This is a genomic window from Streptomyces sp. CG 926 (genome assembly GCF_003148825.1).
Lineage (GTDB): Bacteria > Actinomycetota > Actinomycetes > Streptomycetales > Streptomycetaceae > Streptomyces.
The window spans coordinates 49,882-67,579 of record NZ_QGGZ01000022.1; the positions used below are offsets into that span (position 1 = coordinate 49,882).

Below are 17,698 nucleotides of genomic sequence, written 5' to 3' on the forward strand. Positions count from 1 at the left end.
GCAACCCACCCACCCCCGCCGGCGCACCTCCCAGCCCCACCGGCGCACCCACCCAGCCCCGCCGGCGTTCGAGGCGCGGGGCCCGGGGCAGCGCCCCGCTCTCCCAGCCCCGCCGGCGTTTGAGGCGCGGGGCCCGGGGCAGCGCCCCGGGAGGCCGGGCCGCAGGTCCACGACGGGCGCGACCCCGCAGGGGACCGGCCGGAGCTACCCGGCCGCCACCCCGATCCCGATCCGCTCCAACGCATCCTCCGCCCCGTACGGCTGGAGATACGGCATCCACCGCGGATCCCGATGCCCCGTCCCGATGATCCGCCACGCCAGCCCGGACGGCGGCGCCGGCTGGTGCCGCAGGCGCCAGCCCAGTTCCAGCAGGTGCCGGTCGGCCTTGACGTGGTTGCAGCGGCGGCAGGCGGCCACGACGTTGTCCCACGCGTGCCGCCCACCCCGGCTGCGCGGGATGACGTGATCGACGCTGGTGGCGACGGCACCGCAGTACATGCAGCGACCGCCGTCCCGCGCGAACAGGGCGCGTCGGGTGAGTGGAACGGGCCCCCGGTAGGGGACCCGCACGAAGCGCTTGAGCCGTACCACGCTGGGCGCGGGGACGACCCTTGTCGCGCTGTGCAGATAGGCGCCGGATTCCTCCAGGGAGACCGCTTTGTTCTCCAGGACGAGGACGAGCGCGCGGCGGAGCGGTACGACGCCGAGGGGCTCGTACGACGCGTTGAGGACCAGGACGTGCGGCACGGACTGCCTCCTTGTACGCCGGCGGCGCGTGGCTCGCGCCGGGACGATCTGCTCTCCAGTCTCTCCTTACGGCTGGTCGAAACGCCACCACTCGCCCGTAACGGGTCCGAGGTGTTTTCAACCACAGTCAGTCATCCCCAGGTGAGTCTGGTCTCTCCCTCGAACACGGCACCAAGGTGAAGGGATTGCCCCGTTAGTGTGGTCTGTCTGTCCCGCATATCCCCGGATCCGTCCGGGGGTCCCCCCGGTTCCGCGGGCAGACCGCTACACCTGGAGGTTCCCGTCGTGCCCTGGCCCGCCGCTCTGCTGCCGCTGGCAGCCGACGTTCCGGACGCGCCCGCATCGGTCAAGGAGGCGCAGGCGAGCGTCACCGAGGCCGCCAGCTTCATCGAGCAGAACTGGGCCACCTGGCTGAGCATCGGCCTGCGGATCCTGCTGATCGTCGTGATAGCGGCGGTGATCCGCTCGGCGGTCCGCAAGGCGCTGACCAAGCTCATAACCCGGATGAACACCAGCGCCGAGGCGGTGGAGGGCACCGCGCTGGGCGGGCTGTTGGTCAACGCGGAGCGGCGGCGCCAGCGTTCGGAGGCGATCGGATCGGTGCTCCGGTCGGTGGCCTCGTTCCTGATCCTGGGTACGGCCGCGCTGATGGTCCTGGCCGCGCTGAAGATCGATCTGGCCCCGCTGCTGGCGAGTGCCGGTGTGGCCGGTGTGGCGATCGGTTTCGGCGCCCGGAACCTGGTGACGGACTTCCTGTCCGGCGTCTTCATGATCATGGAGGACCAGTACGGCGTCGGCGACAAGATCGACGCGGGCGTGGCCTCGGGCGAGGTCATAGAGGTCGGACTGCGTGTGACCAAGCTCCGCGGGGACAACGGCGAGATCTGGTACGTGCGCAACGGCGAGATCAAGCGGATCGGCAACCTCAGCCAGGGCTGGGCGACCGCGGGTGTGGACGTCCAGGTCAAGCCCTCGGAGAACCTGTCCCGGATCCGCGAGGTGGTCAAGGAGGTCGCCGACGCCATGGCCAAGGAGTCCCCCTGGGACGAGCGCCTGTGGGGTCCGGTGGAGGTCCTGGGCCTGGACGAGGTGCTGCTCGCCTCGATGACCGTGAAGGTGTCCGCCAAGACCATGCCCGGCCAGCAGTTCGCCGTGGAGCGGGAACTGCGCTGGCGGATCAAGGAGGCCTTCGACGCCGCGGGCATCCGGATCATCGGCGGGGTGCCGGCGGGCGACGAGGACGAGGAGGCCCCGGCGGACCCGTCGGCCTCGGTGGCCGCGCCGTCCGCGCTGGCCAACCCGACCTCCCCGCAGTCGCTGGCCACGGCCCCGATCCCGCCGCCGGCCGGCCCGCGGATCACCAAGTAGCCACCCGGCCGCGCAGCCCCGTAGCCCGGTAGCCGCGTGGCCTCTCTCACCGCGCACCCCACGAGCCCCGCTCGTCCCGCTGCCCCGCAGGTCATCCGTGAAATGCCACGTGAAATGACACAGCCTGCGGGGCAGCGGCATTGACACACTTCAACAGGTGATAGGAAACTTACCTAACAGATCACCTCGGTGAGGGAGAGCCGCACGATGCCCGCCGCCACGCCCGGAACGCCCAGCCTGTTGCGCGCCATGAACGACCGGGCCGCACTCGAACTCCTGCTGACGCACGGCCCGCTGTCCCGGACCCGCATCGGGCACCTGACCGGGCTGTCCAAGCCCACCGCCTCCCAGCTGCTCGCCCGCCTCGAAGCGGTCGGGCTGGTCGTGGCCACCGGCACGGACGGCGGCCGCCCCGGCCCCAGCGCCCAGCTCTACGCGATCAACCCGCGGGCCGCCTACGTCGGGGGCCTGGACGTCACCCCGGAGCGGGTGCTGGCCGCCGTCGCCGACCTCACGGGCACGGTGGTCGCCACCCACGAGGTTCCCTACACCGAGGGGGCCGAGGCCCTCGACCAGGTGACCGAGGCCCTGGGCGGGGCCGTCAAGGCCGCCGGACTGACCCGCACCGACCTGCGCCGGGTGGTCATCGGCACACCGGGCGCCTTCGACCCCCAGACCGGCCGGCTGCGCTACGCCAGCCACCTCCCCGGCTGGCACTCCCCCACCCTCCTGGAGGAGCTGGCGGCGGCCCTGCCGATGCCCGTCGAGTACGAGAACGACGTCAATCTCGCCGCCGTCGCCGAACAGCGGCTCGGCGCGGCCCGCGGCCACGAGGACTTCGTCCTGCTGTGGAACGAGGAGGGCCTCGGTGCCGCCCTGGTCCTGGGCGGCCGGCTGCACCGCGGCTGGACCGGCGGCGCCGGCGAGGTGGGCTTCCTGCCCGTGCCGGGCCGGCCCCTGGTCCGGCAGGTCACCCGGGCCAACTCCGGCGGGTACCAGGAGCTGGCCGGCGTGGAAGGGCTGCCCCGGCTCGCCGCGGAACTGGGCGTCGAGCCGCCCGAGGTCCCCGCCACCGGACAGGCCCCCGGCGCACCCCACGGGCCGGAGGTCGCCGCCGCCGTCTCCCTGCTCGCCCGGGCCGCCGCCGCGCCCGAGGGGGCGCACCTGCGCTTCCTCCAGTCGTACGCCACCGCGCTGGCCACCGGTCTCGCCTCGGTCGTCGCCGTGCTGGACCCGGAGATCGTGGTCCTGTCCGGGGCGGCGATCAACGCCGGCGGCGAGCCGCTGCGCGCGCTGCTGGAGGCCGAGCTCGCCGAACTGGCCCCCTCCCGGCCCCGGCTGGTCCCCGGCGAGGTACGGGAGAGGCCGGTCCTGCACGGCGCGCTGGAGAGCGCGCTGGCCGCCACCCGGGACGAGGTGTTCGACACCTCGGGCTGAACCGTCCGGTCCCCGCCGTCCACACCCTCGGCCGGCACCCCGCATCCCGGACCCGCACCCGCACGTCCGTCCGTCCGTCCGTCTGCACGCACGTCCGCACGCACCCGCACGCCCGCACGCGCACACCCCACCGCCACCGGCACCCCCCACGGAAGTTCCTCCCGCAGAGAGCGAGCCCCGCCATGCCCAGAATCGGACGCCCGACCACCGCGATCGCCGTCCTCGCGGCGATATCCGCCCTCGCCACGGCCTGTACGGGCCAGGGCGCGGACACCGCCTCCGACGATCCGAAAGCGGACGTCACCCTCAACTTCTGGCACGGCTGGTCCGCGCCGAGCGAGACCAAGGCGATCGAGGACAACATCGCCCGGTTCGAGAAGGCGCACCCGAACATCAAGGTCGAGGTCACCGGCAACATGACCGACGACAAGATCAACCAAGCGCTGCGGGCGGGCGGGGACAAGGCCCCCGACGTGGTCTCCTCCTTCACCACCGACAGCGTGGGCAAGTTCTGCAACTCCCGCGCCTTCGCCGATCTGAACCCCTTCCTGAAGAAGTCCGGGGTGGACAAGACGAAGGTCTTCCCCAAGACCCTCCTGGAGTACACGCAGTTCGAAGGCAACCAGTGCACCCTGCCGCTGCTGCACGACGCGTACGGCCTCGTCTACAACAAGACCGCTTTCGCGGCCGCCGGTATCACCGAACCCCCGCGGACCTGGAGCCAGTTCACCGAGGTCGCGCAGAAGCTCACCAAACCCAAGGGCGACTCGTACGAGCAGGTCGGCCTGATGCCCACCTTCCACGGCTACGAGACCAAGCCGACGCGGCTCGCGGCGCAGTGGGGCGCCACGTACTTCGGGGCCGACGGCAAGTCCAACCTGGCCGGGGACCCGGCGTTCGCGAAGATGCTGACCGCGCAGAAGGACCTGGTGGACAAGCTCGGCGGCTACGAGAAGCTGGAGCGGTTCCGCAACACCTTCGGGGACGAGTGGAGCGCCGAGCACCCCTTCCACCTGGGGCTGGTCGCGATGCAGATCGACGGCGAGTGGCGGGCCCCGATGGCGAAGGAGGCCGGGGTCACCTTCGAGATCGGCACCGCGCCGCTGCCCGTACCCGACGATCAGGCCGACGACTACGGCAAGGGCTACCTCTCCGGCACGATCATGGGCATCGCCGCGGGCAGCAAGAAGCAGAACGCCGCCTGGGAGCTGGTCAAGTACATGACCAGCGACACCGAAGCGGTCGTGGCCTTCGCCAACGCCATCCACAACGTGCCCTCCACCCTGGCCGCCCTGGAGTCCCCGAACCTGCAGGTGACCCCGGAGTTCAAGACCTTCCTCGACATCGCCCGGCACCCGAAGTCCGCCACCACCCCGGCCCAGGCCGACGGCGGCACCTACCAACTGACCTTCGAGGACTTCGCGTACGGGGTGGAGAAGGGCGACGTGGCCGACATCCCGGCCGGTCTCGCCAAGACCGACCGGCAGATCGACACGGACATCGCGAAGGCGAAGTAGACCGATGACCGGCGCCCACCCCCTGCGGTCGAAGCGGCGGCGCTCCGCCCTGCGGACCGCGGCCTTCCTGTCCCCCTGGCTCATCGGCTTCGCGGTCTTCTTCGTCTATCCGCTGCTGTCCACCCTGTACTTCTCCTTCACCCGGTACGACGGCTTCCGGCAGCCCGCCTTCAACGGCCTGGACAACTGGAGCTACGTCTTCACGGACTATCCGCTCTTCTGGCCGGCGATGCGCAACACCCTGTGGCTGGTCCTGGTGATGGTCACCTGCCGGGTCGCCTTCGGCCTCGGCATCGGCCTGCTCATCACGAAGATCAAGACGGGCACGGGGATCTTCCGGACCCTGTTCTACCTGCCCTACCTGGCCCCGCCGGTCGCCGCGACCCTGGCCTTCGTCTTCCTGCTCAACCCCGGCACCGGCCCCGTCAACACCCTGCTGGACGCGGTGGGACTGCCCACCCCGGGCTGGTTCACCGACGCCGACTGGTCCAAGCCGGCCCTGACCGCCCTCGCCCTGTGGGGGGTGGGCGACCTGATGGTCATCTTCATGGCCGCGCTGCTCGACGTACCGAAGGAGCAGTACGAGGCCGCGGAGCTGGACGGGGCCGGCGCCTGGGCCCGGTTCCGGCACATCACCCTGCCCAACATCTCGCCGATCATCATGTTCGCCGTGGTCACCGGGGTCATCCAGGCCATGCAGTACTACGCGCAGCCCCTGGTGGCGGGGAAGGTCGCGGCCGGGGTGATCGGCGGCTCGGGCCAGCAGTTCGAGCCCGGCTACCCCGACAAGTCCACCCTGACGCTGCCCCAGCTCGTCTACAACCTCGGGTTCCAGCGCTTCGACTACGGCACCGCGTGTGTCGTCGCGCTCGTCCTGTTCGCCCTGTCCATGGCCTTCACCGCGCTCCTGATGCGGCGCCGTGGCGGTCTGATCGGAGCCGGTGAATGAGCAGCTCGTACGCCGGCCGGAGATCCTCCAAGGCACTCCTGCACTGGGTCGCGGTGCACTCGCTCGGCGTGGCCGCCGCCCTCTTCTTCGTCCTCCCCTTCGTCTTCCTGCTCCTCACCTCCCTGATGGGCGACCGGCAGGCGCTGACCCGCGACCTGTGGCCCGACACCTGGGAATGGGGCAACTACGCGAAGGTGTGGCACACCCCGGGCTTCCTGACCTGGTGGCGCAACACGCTCCTGTACGCGGGACTCGGCACCCTGTTGACCGTGGTCTCCTCCGTGCCCGTCGCGTACGCGCTCGCCAAGTTCCGCTTCCGCGGGCGGCGGCTCGCGCTGCTCCTGGTGATCGCCATGATGATGCTGCCGCCGCAGGTGGTGGTCATCCCCATGTACCTCTTCTGGGCCAGGCAACTCGACCTGTCGGGCACGCTGTGGCCGCTGATCGTGCCGATGGCCTTCGGTGACGCGTTCTCCATCTTCCTGCTCCGCCAGTTCCTGCTGACCATCCCCGACGAGTACCTGGACGCGGCCCGTGTCGACGGCTGCGGCGAGCTGCGCACCCTGCTGCGCGTGGTGCTGCCGATGGCCAAGCCCGGGATCGCCGCCGTCGCGCTCTTCCAGTTCTTCTGTGCCTGGAACGACTACTTCGGCCCGCAGATCTACGCCTCCGACAACCCGGCCGCCTGGACCCTCAGTTACGGACTGGAGTCCTTCAAGGGGGCGCACCACACCAACTGGAACCTGACCATGGCCGCGACCGTACTGGTCATGGCACCGGTGATCGTCCTCTTCTTCTTCGCCCAGAAGGCGTTCGTCGAGGGAGTCACCCTGACCGGCGTGAAAGGCTGACGACGATGAAACTCGCAGTGGTGGGCGGCGGTTCCACCTACACCCCCGAACTGGTCGACGGGTTCGCGCGACTGCGCGACACCCTGCCCGTCGGCGAGCTCGTACTGATCGACCCGGCCGCCGAACGGCTGGAGCTGATCGGCGGCCTGGCCCGGCGGATCTTCGCCCGGCAGGGCCATCCGGGCCGCGTCACCACCACCTCCGACCTCGACGCGGGCATCGCCGGGGCCGACGCGGTCCTGCTCCAGCTGCGCGTCGGCGGGCAGGCCGCCCGGCTCCAGGACGAGACCTGGCCCCTGGAGTGCGGCTGCGTCGGCCAGGAGACCACGGGCGCGGGCGGGCTCGCCAAGGCGCTGCGCACCGTCCCCGTGGTCCTCGACGTCGCCGAGCGCGTCCGGCGGACCAACCCGGACGCGTGGATCATCGACTTCACCAACCCGGTCGGGATCGTCACCCGGGCCCTGCTGCGGGCCGGGCACAAGGCCGTCGGACTGTGCAACGTCGCCATCGGCCTGCAGCGCAAGTTCGCGGCCCTGCTGGACCTGGCGCCGGCCGACATCCACCTGGACCACGTGGGCCTCAACCACCTCACCTGGGAGATGGGCGTGCGCCGGGGCGGCCCGGACGGCGAGGACCTGCTGCCGGGGCTGCTCGCCGCGCACGGGGACGCCGTCGCCGGGGACCTGCGGCTGCCGCGGGCGGTGCTGGACCGGCTCGGCGTCGTGCCCTCGTACTACCTGCGCTACTTCTACGCCCACGACGAGGTCGTCCGGGAGCTGGGGACCAAGCCCTCGCGGGCCGCCGAGGTCGCCGCGATGGAGCGGGAACTGCTCTCCCTGTACGCAGATCCCGCGCTCGACGAGAAGCCGGCGCTGCTGGCGAAGCGGGGCGGCGCCTTCTACTCCGAGGCGGCCGTCGACCTGGCCGCCTCGCTGCTGGGCGACGGCGGCTCGGCGCTGCAGGTGGTCAACACGTACAACAACGGCACCCTGCCCTTCCTCCCGGACGACGCGGTGATCGAGGTGCAGGCGCGCGTCGACGGATCGGGCCCCGTCCCGCTGACGGTGCCCCGGCCGGACCCGCTGTTCTCCGGGCTGATCGCGCACGTGAGCGCGTACGAGGACCTCGCACTGGACGCGGCCCTGCGCGGCGGGCGCGAGCGGGTCTTCAAGGCGCTGCTGGCGCACCCGCTCATCGGGCAGTTCGACCTGGCCGAAGGGCTGACCGACCGGCTCCTCGCGCACAACAAGGAGCACCTGCCATGGGCGTGACCCTCCTTCCCGTGCTGGCCATCGACGCGGGCAACAGCAAGACGGACGTGGCGCTCATCGGCCCGGACGGCTCGGTGCTGTGCTCGGGCCAGGCGGGAGGCTTCCAACCACCGCGCACGGGCGTGGCCGCGGCCGTCGACGTCCTGGCCGAGGCGATGGCCGACGCCGGGCTGCGCGGGGGCGCCGGGGCCGGGCCGTGGGTCGAGCACGTGTCGGCCGCTCTGGCCAACGCCGACTTCCCGGTGGAGGAGTGGCAGCTGGCGCGCGAGATCAAGCGCCGCGGCTGGGGCCGTACGACGACGGTCCGCAACGACACCTTCGCGCTGCTGCGCGCCGGACTGCCGGCGGGCGCCGACCCGTGCGGGGTCGCGGTGGTGTGCGGGGCGGGCATCAACTGCGTCGGGATGACCCCGGACGGGCGGACCGCGCGCTTCCCCGCGATCGGGCGGATCTCCGGCGACTGGGGCGGCGGGGGCGGACTGGCCGAGGAGGCCCTGTGGTTCGCGGCCCGGGCCGAGGACGGACGGGGCGGGCCGACGGAGCTGGCCCGGGCGCTGCCCGCGTACTTCGACCACGCGTCGATGGCCTCGCTGATCGAGGCGATGCACCTGGGCCGGGTGCCGCACGCCCGGCGGCACGAGCTGACACCGGTGCTGTTCGCGGTGGCGGCCGCCGGGGACCCGGTGGCGCTGTCGCTGGTGCACCGGCAGGCGGACGAGGTGGTGGCCATGGCGTCGGTGGCGCTGGACCGGCTGGATCTGCTGGGGCGGGAGGTCCCGGTGGTGCTGGGCGGCAGTGTGCTGGCGGCCGGCCACCCGCAGCTCAACGACCGGATCGCGGCGCGCCTCGCCGAACGGGCCCCGCACGCCCGGATCTCCGTGATCACGGCGCCGCCGGTGCTGGGTGCCGGCCTGCTGGGGCTGGACGCGCTCGGGTCCTCTCCCCTGGCGTACCGGAAACTCCGTGCCCATTTCGGGTGAACCCGCCCGGGAAGTCCTCCCGTCTGCAACCGTGGCGCCCGTAGGGACGTATTGACGGTGAAGGGGCGACGAAGGGGGCCCCCGGGGACGGATCGCCCTGGATCCAGCACCGGGTGCTGTGGTCGACCGGCACTACGGCCATACTGCTGCGCAGGGGGTACCTCCCAGCGTCGGCTGGAGGACGACAGGACCGAGGGGGAGGTCACGGTGGCGATCACATCACGCGCGCCCGCGCCAGGGGGCGGTGCTTCCGTGTCGCCCGCCGGGCCGACGGCGCCACCGCCCGCCGGGCCGGCCCGGCGGGGCACCGCCTGGTCCGAGGGCGTGGAGCGGCTGCGCGAGGCGGCGACCACCGAACCGGGCCGGCTGCGGATCATCGGCGCGGTACTGGCCGCCCTGATCGTGCTGTTCGGCACGGTGAGCGTCTGGGAGATCTCCGACCGGGCCGCGGCCGCCGACGACGTGGTGGGCCGCAGCCAACCGCTGAGCGCGGACGCGGCGAGCATCTACCGCTCCCTGGCCGACGCCGACACGACCTCCTCCAGCGGGTTCCTGCTGGGCGGCCAGGAGCCGCGCGAGGTCCGCCGGCGGTACGAGAAGGACATCGCCAACGCCTCCAAACTGCTGGTGAGCGCCGCCGCCAACACCGGTGGCAACGAGGACTCCCGCCGACAGATCACCGTGCTCAGCGAGCAGCTCCCGCGCTACACCGGCCTGATCGAGCAGGCCCGGGCCACCAACCGGCAGGGCCTGCCGCTGGGCGGCGCCTACCTGCGCTACGCCAACGAGCAGATGACCACCCAGCTGCTGCCCGCCGCGCAGCGGCTCTACGAGTCGGAGACCGAGCGGCTCTACCAGGACCACGACGACGCCCGGTCCTGGCCGCTAGCCTCGATCGGGCTGGGCCTGCTCGCGATCGCCGCCCTCCTGTGGGCGCAGCGGCGCAACTACCGGCACACGAACCGGGTCCTCAACCACGGGCTCGTGGCCGCGACGGCCGCCTCCGTGGTGGTCCTGTTGTGGCTCGCCGTGGGGCAGACGGTGGCGCGGTCCTCGCTGAGCGAGGCCCGGGCGGACGGGCAGGAGTCGTTGAAGGTCCTCAACGACGCGCGGATCGCCTCCCTGCAGGCGCGGGCCGGTGAGAATCTGACGCTGATCGCGCGGGGCGCCGTACTGGCCGAGGACAAGAAGTCCGACAAGTACGACGTGGACTTCACCGACAACATGAAGCAGCTGGACGCCGGACTGGCGACCGCGCTGCGGCTCGCCGACGACGCGGCCGGCCGGGACCCCGTCAGCCGGGCCGCGGACGGCGTGCAGCAGTGGAAGCAGCGGCACGCGGCGGCCCGGGAGGCGGACCTCAAGGGGGACTACGAGGCCGCGCTGCCCCTGGTCGTCGGGGACGAGAAGCACAAGGAGAGCAGCGGAGCCGCCTTCGACACGGTGGACGCCTCTTTGGAACAGGCCGTCGCGCACGAGCAGCAGGAGTTCACCCGGGCCGCCCAGGACGGGCTCGGCGCGCTGGGCGGCCTGGTGACGGGCGCCGCGGTCCTGGTGGTCATCGGCGCGGCAGCGGCTCTGCTCGGCATCGGGCGCAGGCTTTCGGAGTACAGGTGAGCGCGATGCGGATACGGGCGAGGCGGGCCGCCGAAGGTCACGAGAACCACGAGGGCCGCGAAGGTCACGAGGGCCGCGAAGGCCCGGAGAGCCGGGCCGGCCGGGCGGGCCGGGCCCGGCACGCGGCGACCGCGGGCGCGGCGTCCGGCTTCCGCCGTGCCGCGGGCCGGCTGCGCGGTTGGGGCGGGGTGAGCGCGATGGCCGTCGCCTGTGCGACGACCATCGCCGTCGTCCTGCTGCCGCTGGCCCACGCGACGCCCGACACCGGCAGGCCGGTGGTCCGCCGGCCCGCGTCGATGGCCGCGGCCCCGGCCACGCCCTGGACCCTGACCGACACCTGCCAGGACCCCGAGGCCAGCCTGCGCCCCTCCGACGTGGACGGGGCGACCATCGCGCGGATCAAGGCGGCGGGCAAGCTCGTCGCCGGCGTGGACCAGAACAGCTTCCGCTGGGGGTACCGCAACCAGACCGCCGAGGGCAGCCGCCTCGACGGCTTCGACATCGACCTGGTGAAGGCCATCGCCAAGGACATCCTGGGCGACGAGAACGCGGTCATCTACCGGGCCATCCCCACCAGTCAGCGCATCCCCGCCCTCCAGGAGGGGCGCGTCGACATCGTCGTGCGGACCATGACCATCAACTGCAAGCGGCTGGAGGACGTCGCCTTCTCGACGGCCTACTTCGAGGCCGGGCAGCAGGTGCTGGTGCCCAAGGGCTCGCCGATCACCGGGTACGACACCTCGCTGAAGGACCGGCGGATCTGCGTCGCGGCCGGTTCCACCGCCGAGGCGGCCCTGAAGGCCCAGTCGTACGGCTCGGCGCCGGTCACCGTCGCCAACCAGCTCGACTGCCTGGTCCGGCTCCAGCTGGGCGAGGTCGACGGCATCATCACGGACAACGCCCTCGCGGCCGGCCAGGCCGCCCAGGACCCGTCCGTACAGCTGGTGGGCTCACCCTTCACCCGTGAGTTCTACGGGGTGGCGATGAACAAGGACGCCTCCGATCTGGTCCGCCGGGTCAACAAGGTGCTGGAGAACTACCGCGCGGGTGGCGGTGACAGCCCGTGGATGAGGGCGTACCTCAAGCACCTGCAGCCCGTCCTGCCCGGTGTGACCGCGCCTCCCGCACCCAAGTACCGGGACGGCTGAGGTCCGTGACGGTTTCCGACACGGGACCGGGCGCGGGGCAGGATACGAGGACGGACACGGAGGCGGCGGCGGAAGCGGAGGCACGATCGGTGGAGGCGGGGTCTGCAGTGATGGACCGGGACGGTGTCGACCGCGCCCTGGCCCGGTTGGGCGCGGAGCACGAGGCCGTCGAGACCTCGCTGCTCGCCCTCCAGGACCATGCCGGGCGCCGGCTGCTGGAGGGCGCCGCGCTGGCCGGTACCACCAAGGACCGCTGGACGACCGCCGACGCGGACATCACCCGGCTGTGGACGTACTTCGACGCCTACAGCGGGGCGCTGACCGCCGCCCGGGAGGTCCGGGAGCGGCGGCGCTGGCCGAACCGCGAGGACCTCGTCGAGCTGACGGAGCGGCTGCGCGGGCCCGGAGTCCTGATCGCCGGGGCGGCGGCCGAGGGCGTCGCGCTGGCCGAGCGGCTCTCGCTCGCCGAACTGGTGGCCCGGATGAACGGCCTGTACGCGCGCTCGCTGGACGTGGTGGTCGCCGCCGACGCCGTGTGGTCGGCGCTGCCCGCCCGCATCGACCTGCTCGCCGCCGAGCTGCACCGCACCCGCTCGCTGGCCCACTCGGTGGGCGTGCGGCCGGGCGAGCACCCCTCCGGCGACGACCTGGAGGACATCACCGCCGAGCTGACGGAGCTGCGCGCCCAGGTGATCGCGGATCCGCTGGCCTTCTGGCTGCCGGCGACGGGCAGCTCGGCGCCCGGCGGCGGCCGTCCGGACACCGGGCGCTACGACCGGGCCGCGCTCGCGCTGGAGGACGTACGCCGCGAGATCGAGGCGGTGCTGGACGTACGGCAGGACGCCGAGCAGCGGTTGATCGCCCTGCGGGACGTGCTCTCGCGGGCCGACCGGACCCTGGCGGAGGCACGGACCGCGCGCGGCGAGGTGCTGGCGAAGATCGCCGCGTCCGAGGTGCCCGCGGTGAGCGGCCCGCCCACGGTGCTCCAGGAGCAGCTCGCGGCGGCGGCCGAACACCGGCGCCAGGCGCGTTGGCACCGGCTCTCGCCGCTGCTGGAGTCCTTGGAGGTGCGCGCCGAGGAGGAACTGCGGCGGGCCCGTGAATCGTTGACCGCGGTGACGGCCCCGCTGGCCGTCCGTGCCGAGCTGCGTGGGCGGCTCGACGCGTACAAGGCGAAGGTGGCCCGCCACGGCATGGCGGAGGACCCGCTGCTGATCGAGCGGTACGACACCGCCCGCCGGATGCTGTGGAGCGCGCCCTGCGACCTGCGGGCCGCCGAGCAGGCCGTCCTGCGCTACCAGCAGGCGACGGCGGAATCACTGGCGCCGCAGCACCGGCCCGAACCACCGCGAGACCAGGAACAGCGGCCCGACGGGCCGGGAGAGGGGGACGCATGAGCCTGATCGGAACCACGTGCGTCCGCCCCGGCTGCCCGGGGGCGTACGAGGACATGGGCGGCGGCGAGGTCTACTGCGACACGTGCGGGCTGGCGCCGATCGGCTCGATCGCCGCGGGCGCGGACGAGCTGGTGTCGCCGCCGACCGGGATGACGAGCGCGGCCCGGGGTTCCCTGGGCTCCGGCGGGTCCCGTGGGTCGATGGGCTCGCAGGGCTCCCACGGCTCGGCGCGGTCCTCGGCCTCGGCCCGGTCCTCCCGCTCCTCCTCCTCGCGCCGTTCGGTGTCCGGGCGGCTGTCGCGCTCGGTGTCGGGGACGACGTCCACCCGTTCGGTGTCGGTGCGCAGTTCGGGCTCGGCGGCCTCGGGCCGCAGCCGGCTGGGTGCCGGGCTGGTCAACGTGCCGGAGGTGCCGCGTCCGAATCCCGCGACCGCGGTCCTGGAGAACCCGGAGGTACCGGAGCGCAAGCGGTTCTGCTCGCGCTCGGACTGCGGGGCGCCGGTGGGCCGCTCCCGGGGCGACCGTCCGGGTCGGACGGAAGGGTTCTGCACCAAGTGCGGGCACCCGTACTCCTTCGTGCCGAAGCTGCGCTCCGGTGATGTGGTGCGCGGCCAGTACGAGGTGGCGGGCTGCCTCGCGCACGGCGGCCTCGGCTGGGTGTACCTGGCGGTGGACCGGGCGGTCGCGGACCGGTGGGTGGTGCTCAAGGGCCTGCTGGACACCGGGGACCAGGACGCGATGGAGGCCGCGATCTCGGAGCGGCGCTTCCTCGCGGAGATCGAGCACTCCAACATCGTGCGGATCTACAACTTCGTGGAGCACCTGGACCAGCGGACCGGTTCGCTGGACGGGTACATCGTCATGGAGTACGTCGGCGGCAAATCGCTGAAGGAGATCGCGAACGAGCGGCGCCGGCCGGACGGGCGGCGCGACCCGCTGCCGGTGGAGCAGGCCTGCGCCTACGGCATCGAGGCGCTGGAGGCGCTCGGCCACCTGCACAGCAGGAACCTCCTGTACTGCGACTTCAAGGTCGACAACGCGATCCAGCAGCAGGACCAGCTGAAGCTGATCGACATGGGCGCGGTACGGCGGATGGACGACGCCGAGTCGGCCATCTACGGCACGGTGGGCTACCAGGCCCCCGAGGTCGCGGAGCTGGGCCCCTCGGTCGCCTCCGACCTGTACACGGTGGCGCGGACGCTGGCCGTGCTGACCTTCGACTTCCAGGGCTACACCAACGTGTTCGTGGATTCGCTGCCGGATCCCGAACACATCGAGGTGTTCCGGCGGTACGAGTCCTTCTACCGGCTGCTGGTGCGGGCCACCGACCCGGACCCGGGGCGGCGGTTCTCCTCCGCGCAGGAGATGGCGGACCAGCTGACGGGCGTGCTGCGGGAGGTGGTCGCGCTGCAGACGGGCCGGCCGCGGCCGCAGCTGTCGACCCTCTTCGGCCCGGAGCTGCGCGTGCCGGACACCCAGCTGTTCGCCGACGCGGCAGACACGGTCGTCTCCCGGCTGGGGCACCGGCCGATCGCCTCCCGGCGGGGCGGCGGCCTGTTCGGGATGCGGTCCCGCGGCACGGCCCCGGGCGGGGCGCACGCCGGGTCCCACCCCGGGGTCGCCGCGGGCACCCACGGGCCCGGCGCCACGGCCGTCCTGCCCGCGGCGGCTTCCGCGTCCGGGACGGCGGGAGGCCCTGCCGGCGTGGCCGCGGCCCCGCCCGGGAACCGGGCGCAGGGCGCGCCGCCGCCGCCCGGGCTCGCCAGCACCGCCACGCACGTGACGGCCGCGCCGGTACCGGGCCAACGGCCCGCGCCGCCCGCCGCGTTCCAGGGCGCGGGGGCCGCACCCGTACCCGTACCCGTACCCGTCCTCCTGTCCCCGGAGCGGTCCGCCGCGCGAGCGACGACCCTCGACGCCCGCGACACCGCGCTGGCGCTGCCCGTACCGCTGGTGGACCCGACCGACCCGAACGCCGGGTTCCTGACCGGTCTGCTGGCCTCCGCCCCGGGCGACCTGCTGGGCGCCCTGCGCGCGGCACCGGCCGACTCGGCCGAGCTGCGACTGCGGGAGCTACGGGCCCATCTGGAGCTGGGTGAACTGCCCGAGGCCGGCAGCACCCTGGCGGATCTGGAGGCCCGGCACGCGGACGACTGGCGGGTCGTGTGGGCCCGTGGCATCGCCTCGCTGGCCACCGGTGACGACGAGATAGCGGCCCTGTCCTTCGACGCGATCTACGACGCCTTCCCGGGCGAGCCCGCGCCGAAGCTGGCCCTCGGACTGTGCGCGGAGGTGCTGGGCCAGTTGGACAACGCCGCCGAGTACTACCGCCTCGTGTGGATCACCGACCCGGGCTTCGTGAGCGCGGCCTTCGGGCTGGCCCGGGTCCAACTGGCGGCCGGGGACCGGGACGGGGCCGTGCGCACGTTGGAATCCGTGCCCGAGGCGTCCATCCACTACACCGCCGCGCGGGTGGCGGCGGTACGCGCACGTCTGCGCGACCGCTCCCCGCAGGAGCCGCTGCTGGCCGACCTGGCGGCGGCAGCGGACCAGGTGGAGGCCTTGCGGCGGTTCGGGCTGGACCCGGAGCGGCAGGAGAGGCTGGCGACGGAGGTTCTGGGCTCGGCCCTGGACTGGGTACTGTCGGGTGGCCGGGGTTCCGACCCCGGCCGGACCTCGCTGCTCGGCAGTCAACTGGACGAGCGGGGCCTGCGCTTCGGACTGGAGCGCTCGTACCGCGTCCTCGCACGGCTGGCGCGGCGTGGCGAGGAGAGGATCGAACTGGTGGAGCGGGCAAACCGTTTCCGTCCCCGGACGTGGGTGTGAGTGATGTCGATGCATCGGCTGTCGGGCTGCCCCAGCTGCGCGGAACCCTTGGAGGAGGGTGACCGTTTCTGCGGCGTCTGCGGCTACGCCGTGAGCGCTTCGCCCCCGGCCGCCGTGGACCATCCGACCATCCCCATCCCACCGGCGCCGTCGGCGCCACCGCCGCCACCGGCCGTTGCGGGCGGAGGCGGGGGCGCGGGCGCGGGCGGTTACGGAAGCGCGGCCCCCGGCACCTCGCACGCCGCCGCCGAGCCCGCCCCCGGCTGGGGCAGCGTGGCCGCGGCCGCGCCGACGCTGGTCGGCGACCCGGCCGACTGGGCCGCCACCCCGGCGGAACCGGAGCCCGAACCGGAGCCGCGGCAGGGCCCGAGCGGAGCCACCTACGCGGCCTCCGGCCACGGGAACCCGTACGGCACCGGCACCCCGCCGGAAGGCACCCCCTGGGGCGCGGCGGAGCACCCGTACGGCGCCGCGGCCGACGCCCCGAGGGCCCGGTACGACGTCCCCGGCGGCGGCAGCGCGCCCGACGGGAGCGGGCACCCCGCGGGCGAGAACCCGTACGGTGCCCCGCAGCCCGCCCCCGCGGCCCAGGCCCCGACCCCGGCGCAGGCCCCGGCGCAGGCCTCGGAAGGCGGGAAGACCTGCGTGGCCTGCCGCGCCGGGCACGTCGACACCGACGGGTACTGCGAGCACTGCGGGCACGCGCAGCCCCGCGAGCGCGACCACATGGAGGAGGAGCTCGGGAGCGTCGCCGCCGTCAGCGACCGGGGGCTGCGCCACCACCGCAACGAGGACTCGTTCGCCGTGGCGGCCACCGCCCTGCCCGACGGCTCCGCCGCCACCGTGGCCATCGTCTGCGACGGCGTCTCCTCCGCCAGCCGCCCCGACGAGGCCTCGGCCGCCGCCGCCGGCGCCGCCAACGAGGCGCTGCTCGACGCGCTCCCCCGCGGCGCCCACCCCCAGGAGGCCATGCACGAGGCGATCCTGGCCGCCGCCGACGCGGTGAACGCCCTGGCCCCGGAGACCCCGGGCGCGCAGAACGCCCCCGCCTGCACCCTGGTCGGCGCCGTCGTCAGCGGCGGCCTGCTGACCATCGGCTGGGTGGGCGACAGCCGCGCCTACTGGATCCCCGACGACCGGGCCGCCCTGCCCCGCCGGCTCACCGAGGACGACTCCTGGGCCGCGCAGATGGTCGCCGCCGGTCTGATGGGCGAGGCCGAGGCCTACGCGGACGTCCGCGCGCACGCCATCACCGGCTGGCTGGGGGCCGACGCGTACGACCTCGAACCGCACACCGCGACCTTCAAGCCCGACCACCCCGGGGTGGTGGTGGTCTGCACCGACGGACTGTGGAACTACGCGGAATCCGCGCGGGAGATGGCCCAGGTGCTACCCGCCGACGCCGCGACCCGCCCGCTGCACAGTGCCCAGGTACTGGTGGGGTACGCCCTCGACGGCGGCGGCCACGACAACGTCACCGTGGCGATCGTGCCGTTCGCCACGCAACCCGAGCAGGAACCGGGACCGGATGCGGAGCCGGGCCCGGCGGCAGGACCGGAATAGGAAGTGGAAGCGCGCCCGCAGGTCTGAC

At 73.3% G+C, this 17,698-nt stretch carries 14 protein-coding genes; 12 read left to right on the top strand and 2 right to left on the bottom strand.

Features of this window, described 5'->3' with window-relative positions:
- Nucleotides 1-204 precede the first annotated feature (204 nt).
- Nucleotides 205-747, bottom strand: coding sequence for an HNH endonuclease (locus BCL76_RS36700; protein WP_109783827.1), 543 nt, complete (start codon nucleotides 745-747; stop codon nucleotides 205-207).
- 285 nt (nucleotides 748-1,032) lie between these two features.
- Here BCL76_RS36700 and BCL76_RS36705 point away from each other — a divergent pair, with 285 nt between their 5' ends.
- From BCL76_RS36705 to BCL76_RS36750, 10 genes are all read left to right on the top strand, one after another.
- A complete protein-coding gene (locus BCL76_RS36705; protein WP_352040804.1) occupies nucleotides 1,033-2,115 on the top strand; it encodes a mechanosensitive ion channel family protein in 1,083 nt (360 codons plus the stop codon).
- Nucleotides 2,116-2,322: 207 nt separating this feature from the next.
- Nucleotides 2,323-3,552 carry an ROK family transcriptional regulator gene (locus BCL76_RS36710; RefSeq protein ID WP_109783828.1) on the top strand — a complete coding sequence of 410 codons (1,230 nt, stop codon included), beginning with the start codon at nucleotides 2,323-2,325 and terminating at the stop codon, nucleotides 3,550-3,552.
- Between the two features lie 182 nt (nucleotides 3,553-3,734).
- The gene (locus tag BCL76_RS36715; RefSeq protein ID WP_109783830.1) at nucleotides 3,735-5,069 is read left to right on the top strand and encodes an ABC transporter substrate-binding protein; all 1,335 of its coding nucleotides are present in this window, start codon (nucleotides 3,735-3,737) and stop codon (nucleotides 5,067-5,069) included.
- Between the two features lie 4 nt (nucleotides 5,070-5,073).
- Nucleotides 5,074-6,018: a carbohydrate ABC transporter permease gene (locus BCL76_RS36720; RefSeq protein WP_109783832.1), complete on the top strand. Its 945-nt coding sequence runs from the start codon at nucleotides 5,074-5,076 to the stop codon at nucleotides 6,016-6,018.
- Entirely contained in the window at nucleotides 6,015-6,869 is an 855-nt protein-coding gene (locus BCL76_RS36725; RefSeq protein WP_109783834.1) for a carbohydrate ABC transporter permease, read from the top strand. Before BCL76_RS36720 ends, BCL76_RS36725 begins: the two co-directional genes overlap by 4 nt.
- A gap of 5 nt (nucleotides 6,870-6,874) precedes the next feature.
- Nucleotides 6,875-8,140, top strand: coding sequence for a 6-phospho-beta-glucosidase (locus tag BCL76_RS36730; protein ID WP_109783836.1), 1,266 nt, complete (start codon nucleotides 6,875-6,877; stop codon nucleotides 8,138-8,140).
- Entirely contained in the window at nucleotides 8,131-9,120 is a 990-nt protein-coding gene (locus tag BCL76_RS36735; protein ID WP_109783838.1) for an N-acetylglucosamine kinase, read from the top strand. The genes BCL76_RS36730 and BCL76_RS36735 overlap by 10 nt, the downstream gene beginning before the upstream one ends.
- 252 nt (nucleotides 9,121-9,372) lie before the next feature.
- On the top strand, nucleotides 9,373-10,737 hold the full coding sequence (locus BCL76_RS36740; RefSeq protein ID WP_109783840.1) for a hypothetical protein: 1,365 nt from the start codon (nucleotides 9,373-9,375) through the stop codon (nucleotides 10,735-10,737).
- A gap of 5 nt (nucleotides 10,738-10,742) precedes the next feature.
- Nucleotides 10,743-11,885 carry a glutamate ABC transporter substrate-binding protein gene (locus BCL76_RS36745; protein WP_109783842.1) on the top strand — a complete coding sequence of 381 codons (1,143 nt, stop codon included), beginning with the start codon at nucleotides 10,743-10,745 and terminating at the stop codon, nucleotides 11,883-11,885.
- Nucleotides 11,886-11,995: 110 nt separating this feature from the next.
- Nucleotides 11,996-13,282 carry a hypothetical protein gene (locus BCL76_RS36750; RefSeq protein ID WP_109783843.1) on the top strand — a complete coding sequence of 429 codons (1,287 nt, stop codon included), beginning with the start codon at nucleotides 11,996-11,998 and terminating at the stop codon, nucleotides 13,280-13,282.
- A gap of 70 nt (nucleotides 13,283-13,352) precedes the next feature.
- On the opposite strand, the gene BCL76_RS40655 is transcribed toward BCL76_RS36750, so the two are convergent.
- Nucleotides 13,353-13,679 carry a hypothetical protein gene (locus BCL76_RS40655; RefSeq protein WP_441350760.1) on the bottom strand — a complete coding sequence of 109 codons (327 nt, stop codon included), beginning with the start codon at nucleotides 13,677-13,679 and terminating at the stop codon, nucleotides 13,353-13,355.
- A 10-nt stretch (nucleotides 13,680-13,689) separates the two neighbouring features.
- On the opposite strand from BCL76_RS40655, the gene BCL76_RS36755 reads away from it, so the two are divergent.
- Both BCL76_RS36755 and BCL76_RS36760 read left to right on the top strand, forming a co-directional pair.
- Complete coding sequence (locus BCL76_RS36755) at nucleotides 13,690-16,107, top strand: tetratricopeptide repeat protein (RefSeq protein WP_441350761.1); 2,418 nt, start codon at nucleotides 13,690-13,692, stop codon at nucleotides 16,105-16,107.
- Nucleotides 16,108-16,110: 3 nt separating this feature from the next.
- Nucleotides 16,111-17,670 carry a protein phosphatase 2C domain-containing protein gene (locus BCL76_RS36760; protein WP_109783882.1) on the top strand — a complete coding sequence of 520 codons (1,560 nt, stop codon included), beginning with the start codon at nucleotides 16,111-16,113 and terminating at the stop codon, nucleotides 17,668-17,670.
- Nucleotides 17,671-17,698: the final 28 nt, after the last annotated feature.

Bases quoted from the DNA above. Each gene is read 5' to 3' on its own strand.
- BCL76_RS36710 (WP_109783828.1), top strand. From the start codon at position 2,323: ATGCCCGCCGCCACGCCCGGAACGCCCAGCCTGTTGCGCGCCATGAAC.
- BCL76_RS36715 (WP_109783830.1), top strand. From the start codon at position 3,735: ATGCCCAGAATCGGACGCCCGACCACCGCGATCGCCGTCCTCGCGGCG.
- BCL76_RS36720 (WP_109783832.1), top strand. From the start codon at position 5,074: ATGACCGGCGCCCACCCCCTGCGGTCGAAGCGGCGGCGCTCCGCCCTG.
- BCL76_RS36725 (WP_109783834.1), top strand. From the start codon at position 6,015: ATGAGCAGCTCGTACGCCGGCCGGAGATCCTCCAAGGCACTCCTGCAC.
- BCL76_RS36730 (WP_109783836.1), top strand. From the start codon at position 6,875: ATGAAACTCGCAGTGGTGGGCGGCGGTTCCACCTACACCCCCGAACTG.
- BCL76_RS36735 (WP_109783838.1), top strand. From the start codon at position 8,131: ATGGGCGTGACCCTCCTTCCCGTGCTGGCCATCGACGCGGGCAACAGC.
- BCL76_RS36745 (WP_109783842.1), top strand. From the start codon at position 10,743: ATGCGGATACGGGCGAGGCGGGCCGCCGAAGGTCACGAGAACCACGAG.
- BCL76_RS36750 (WP_109783843.1), top strand. From the start codon at position 11,996: ATGGACCGGGACGGTGTCGACCGCGCCCTGGCCCGGTTGGGCGCGGAG.
- BCL76_RS36760 (WP_109783882.1), top strand. From the start codon at position 16,111: ATGTCGATGCATCGGCTGTCGGGCTGCCCCAGCTGCGCGGAACCCTTG.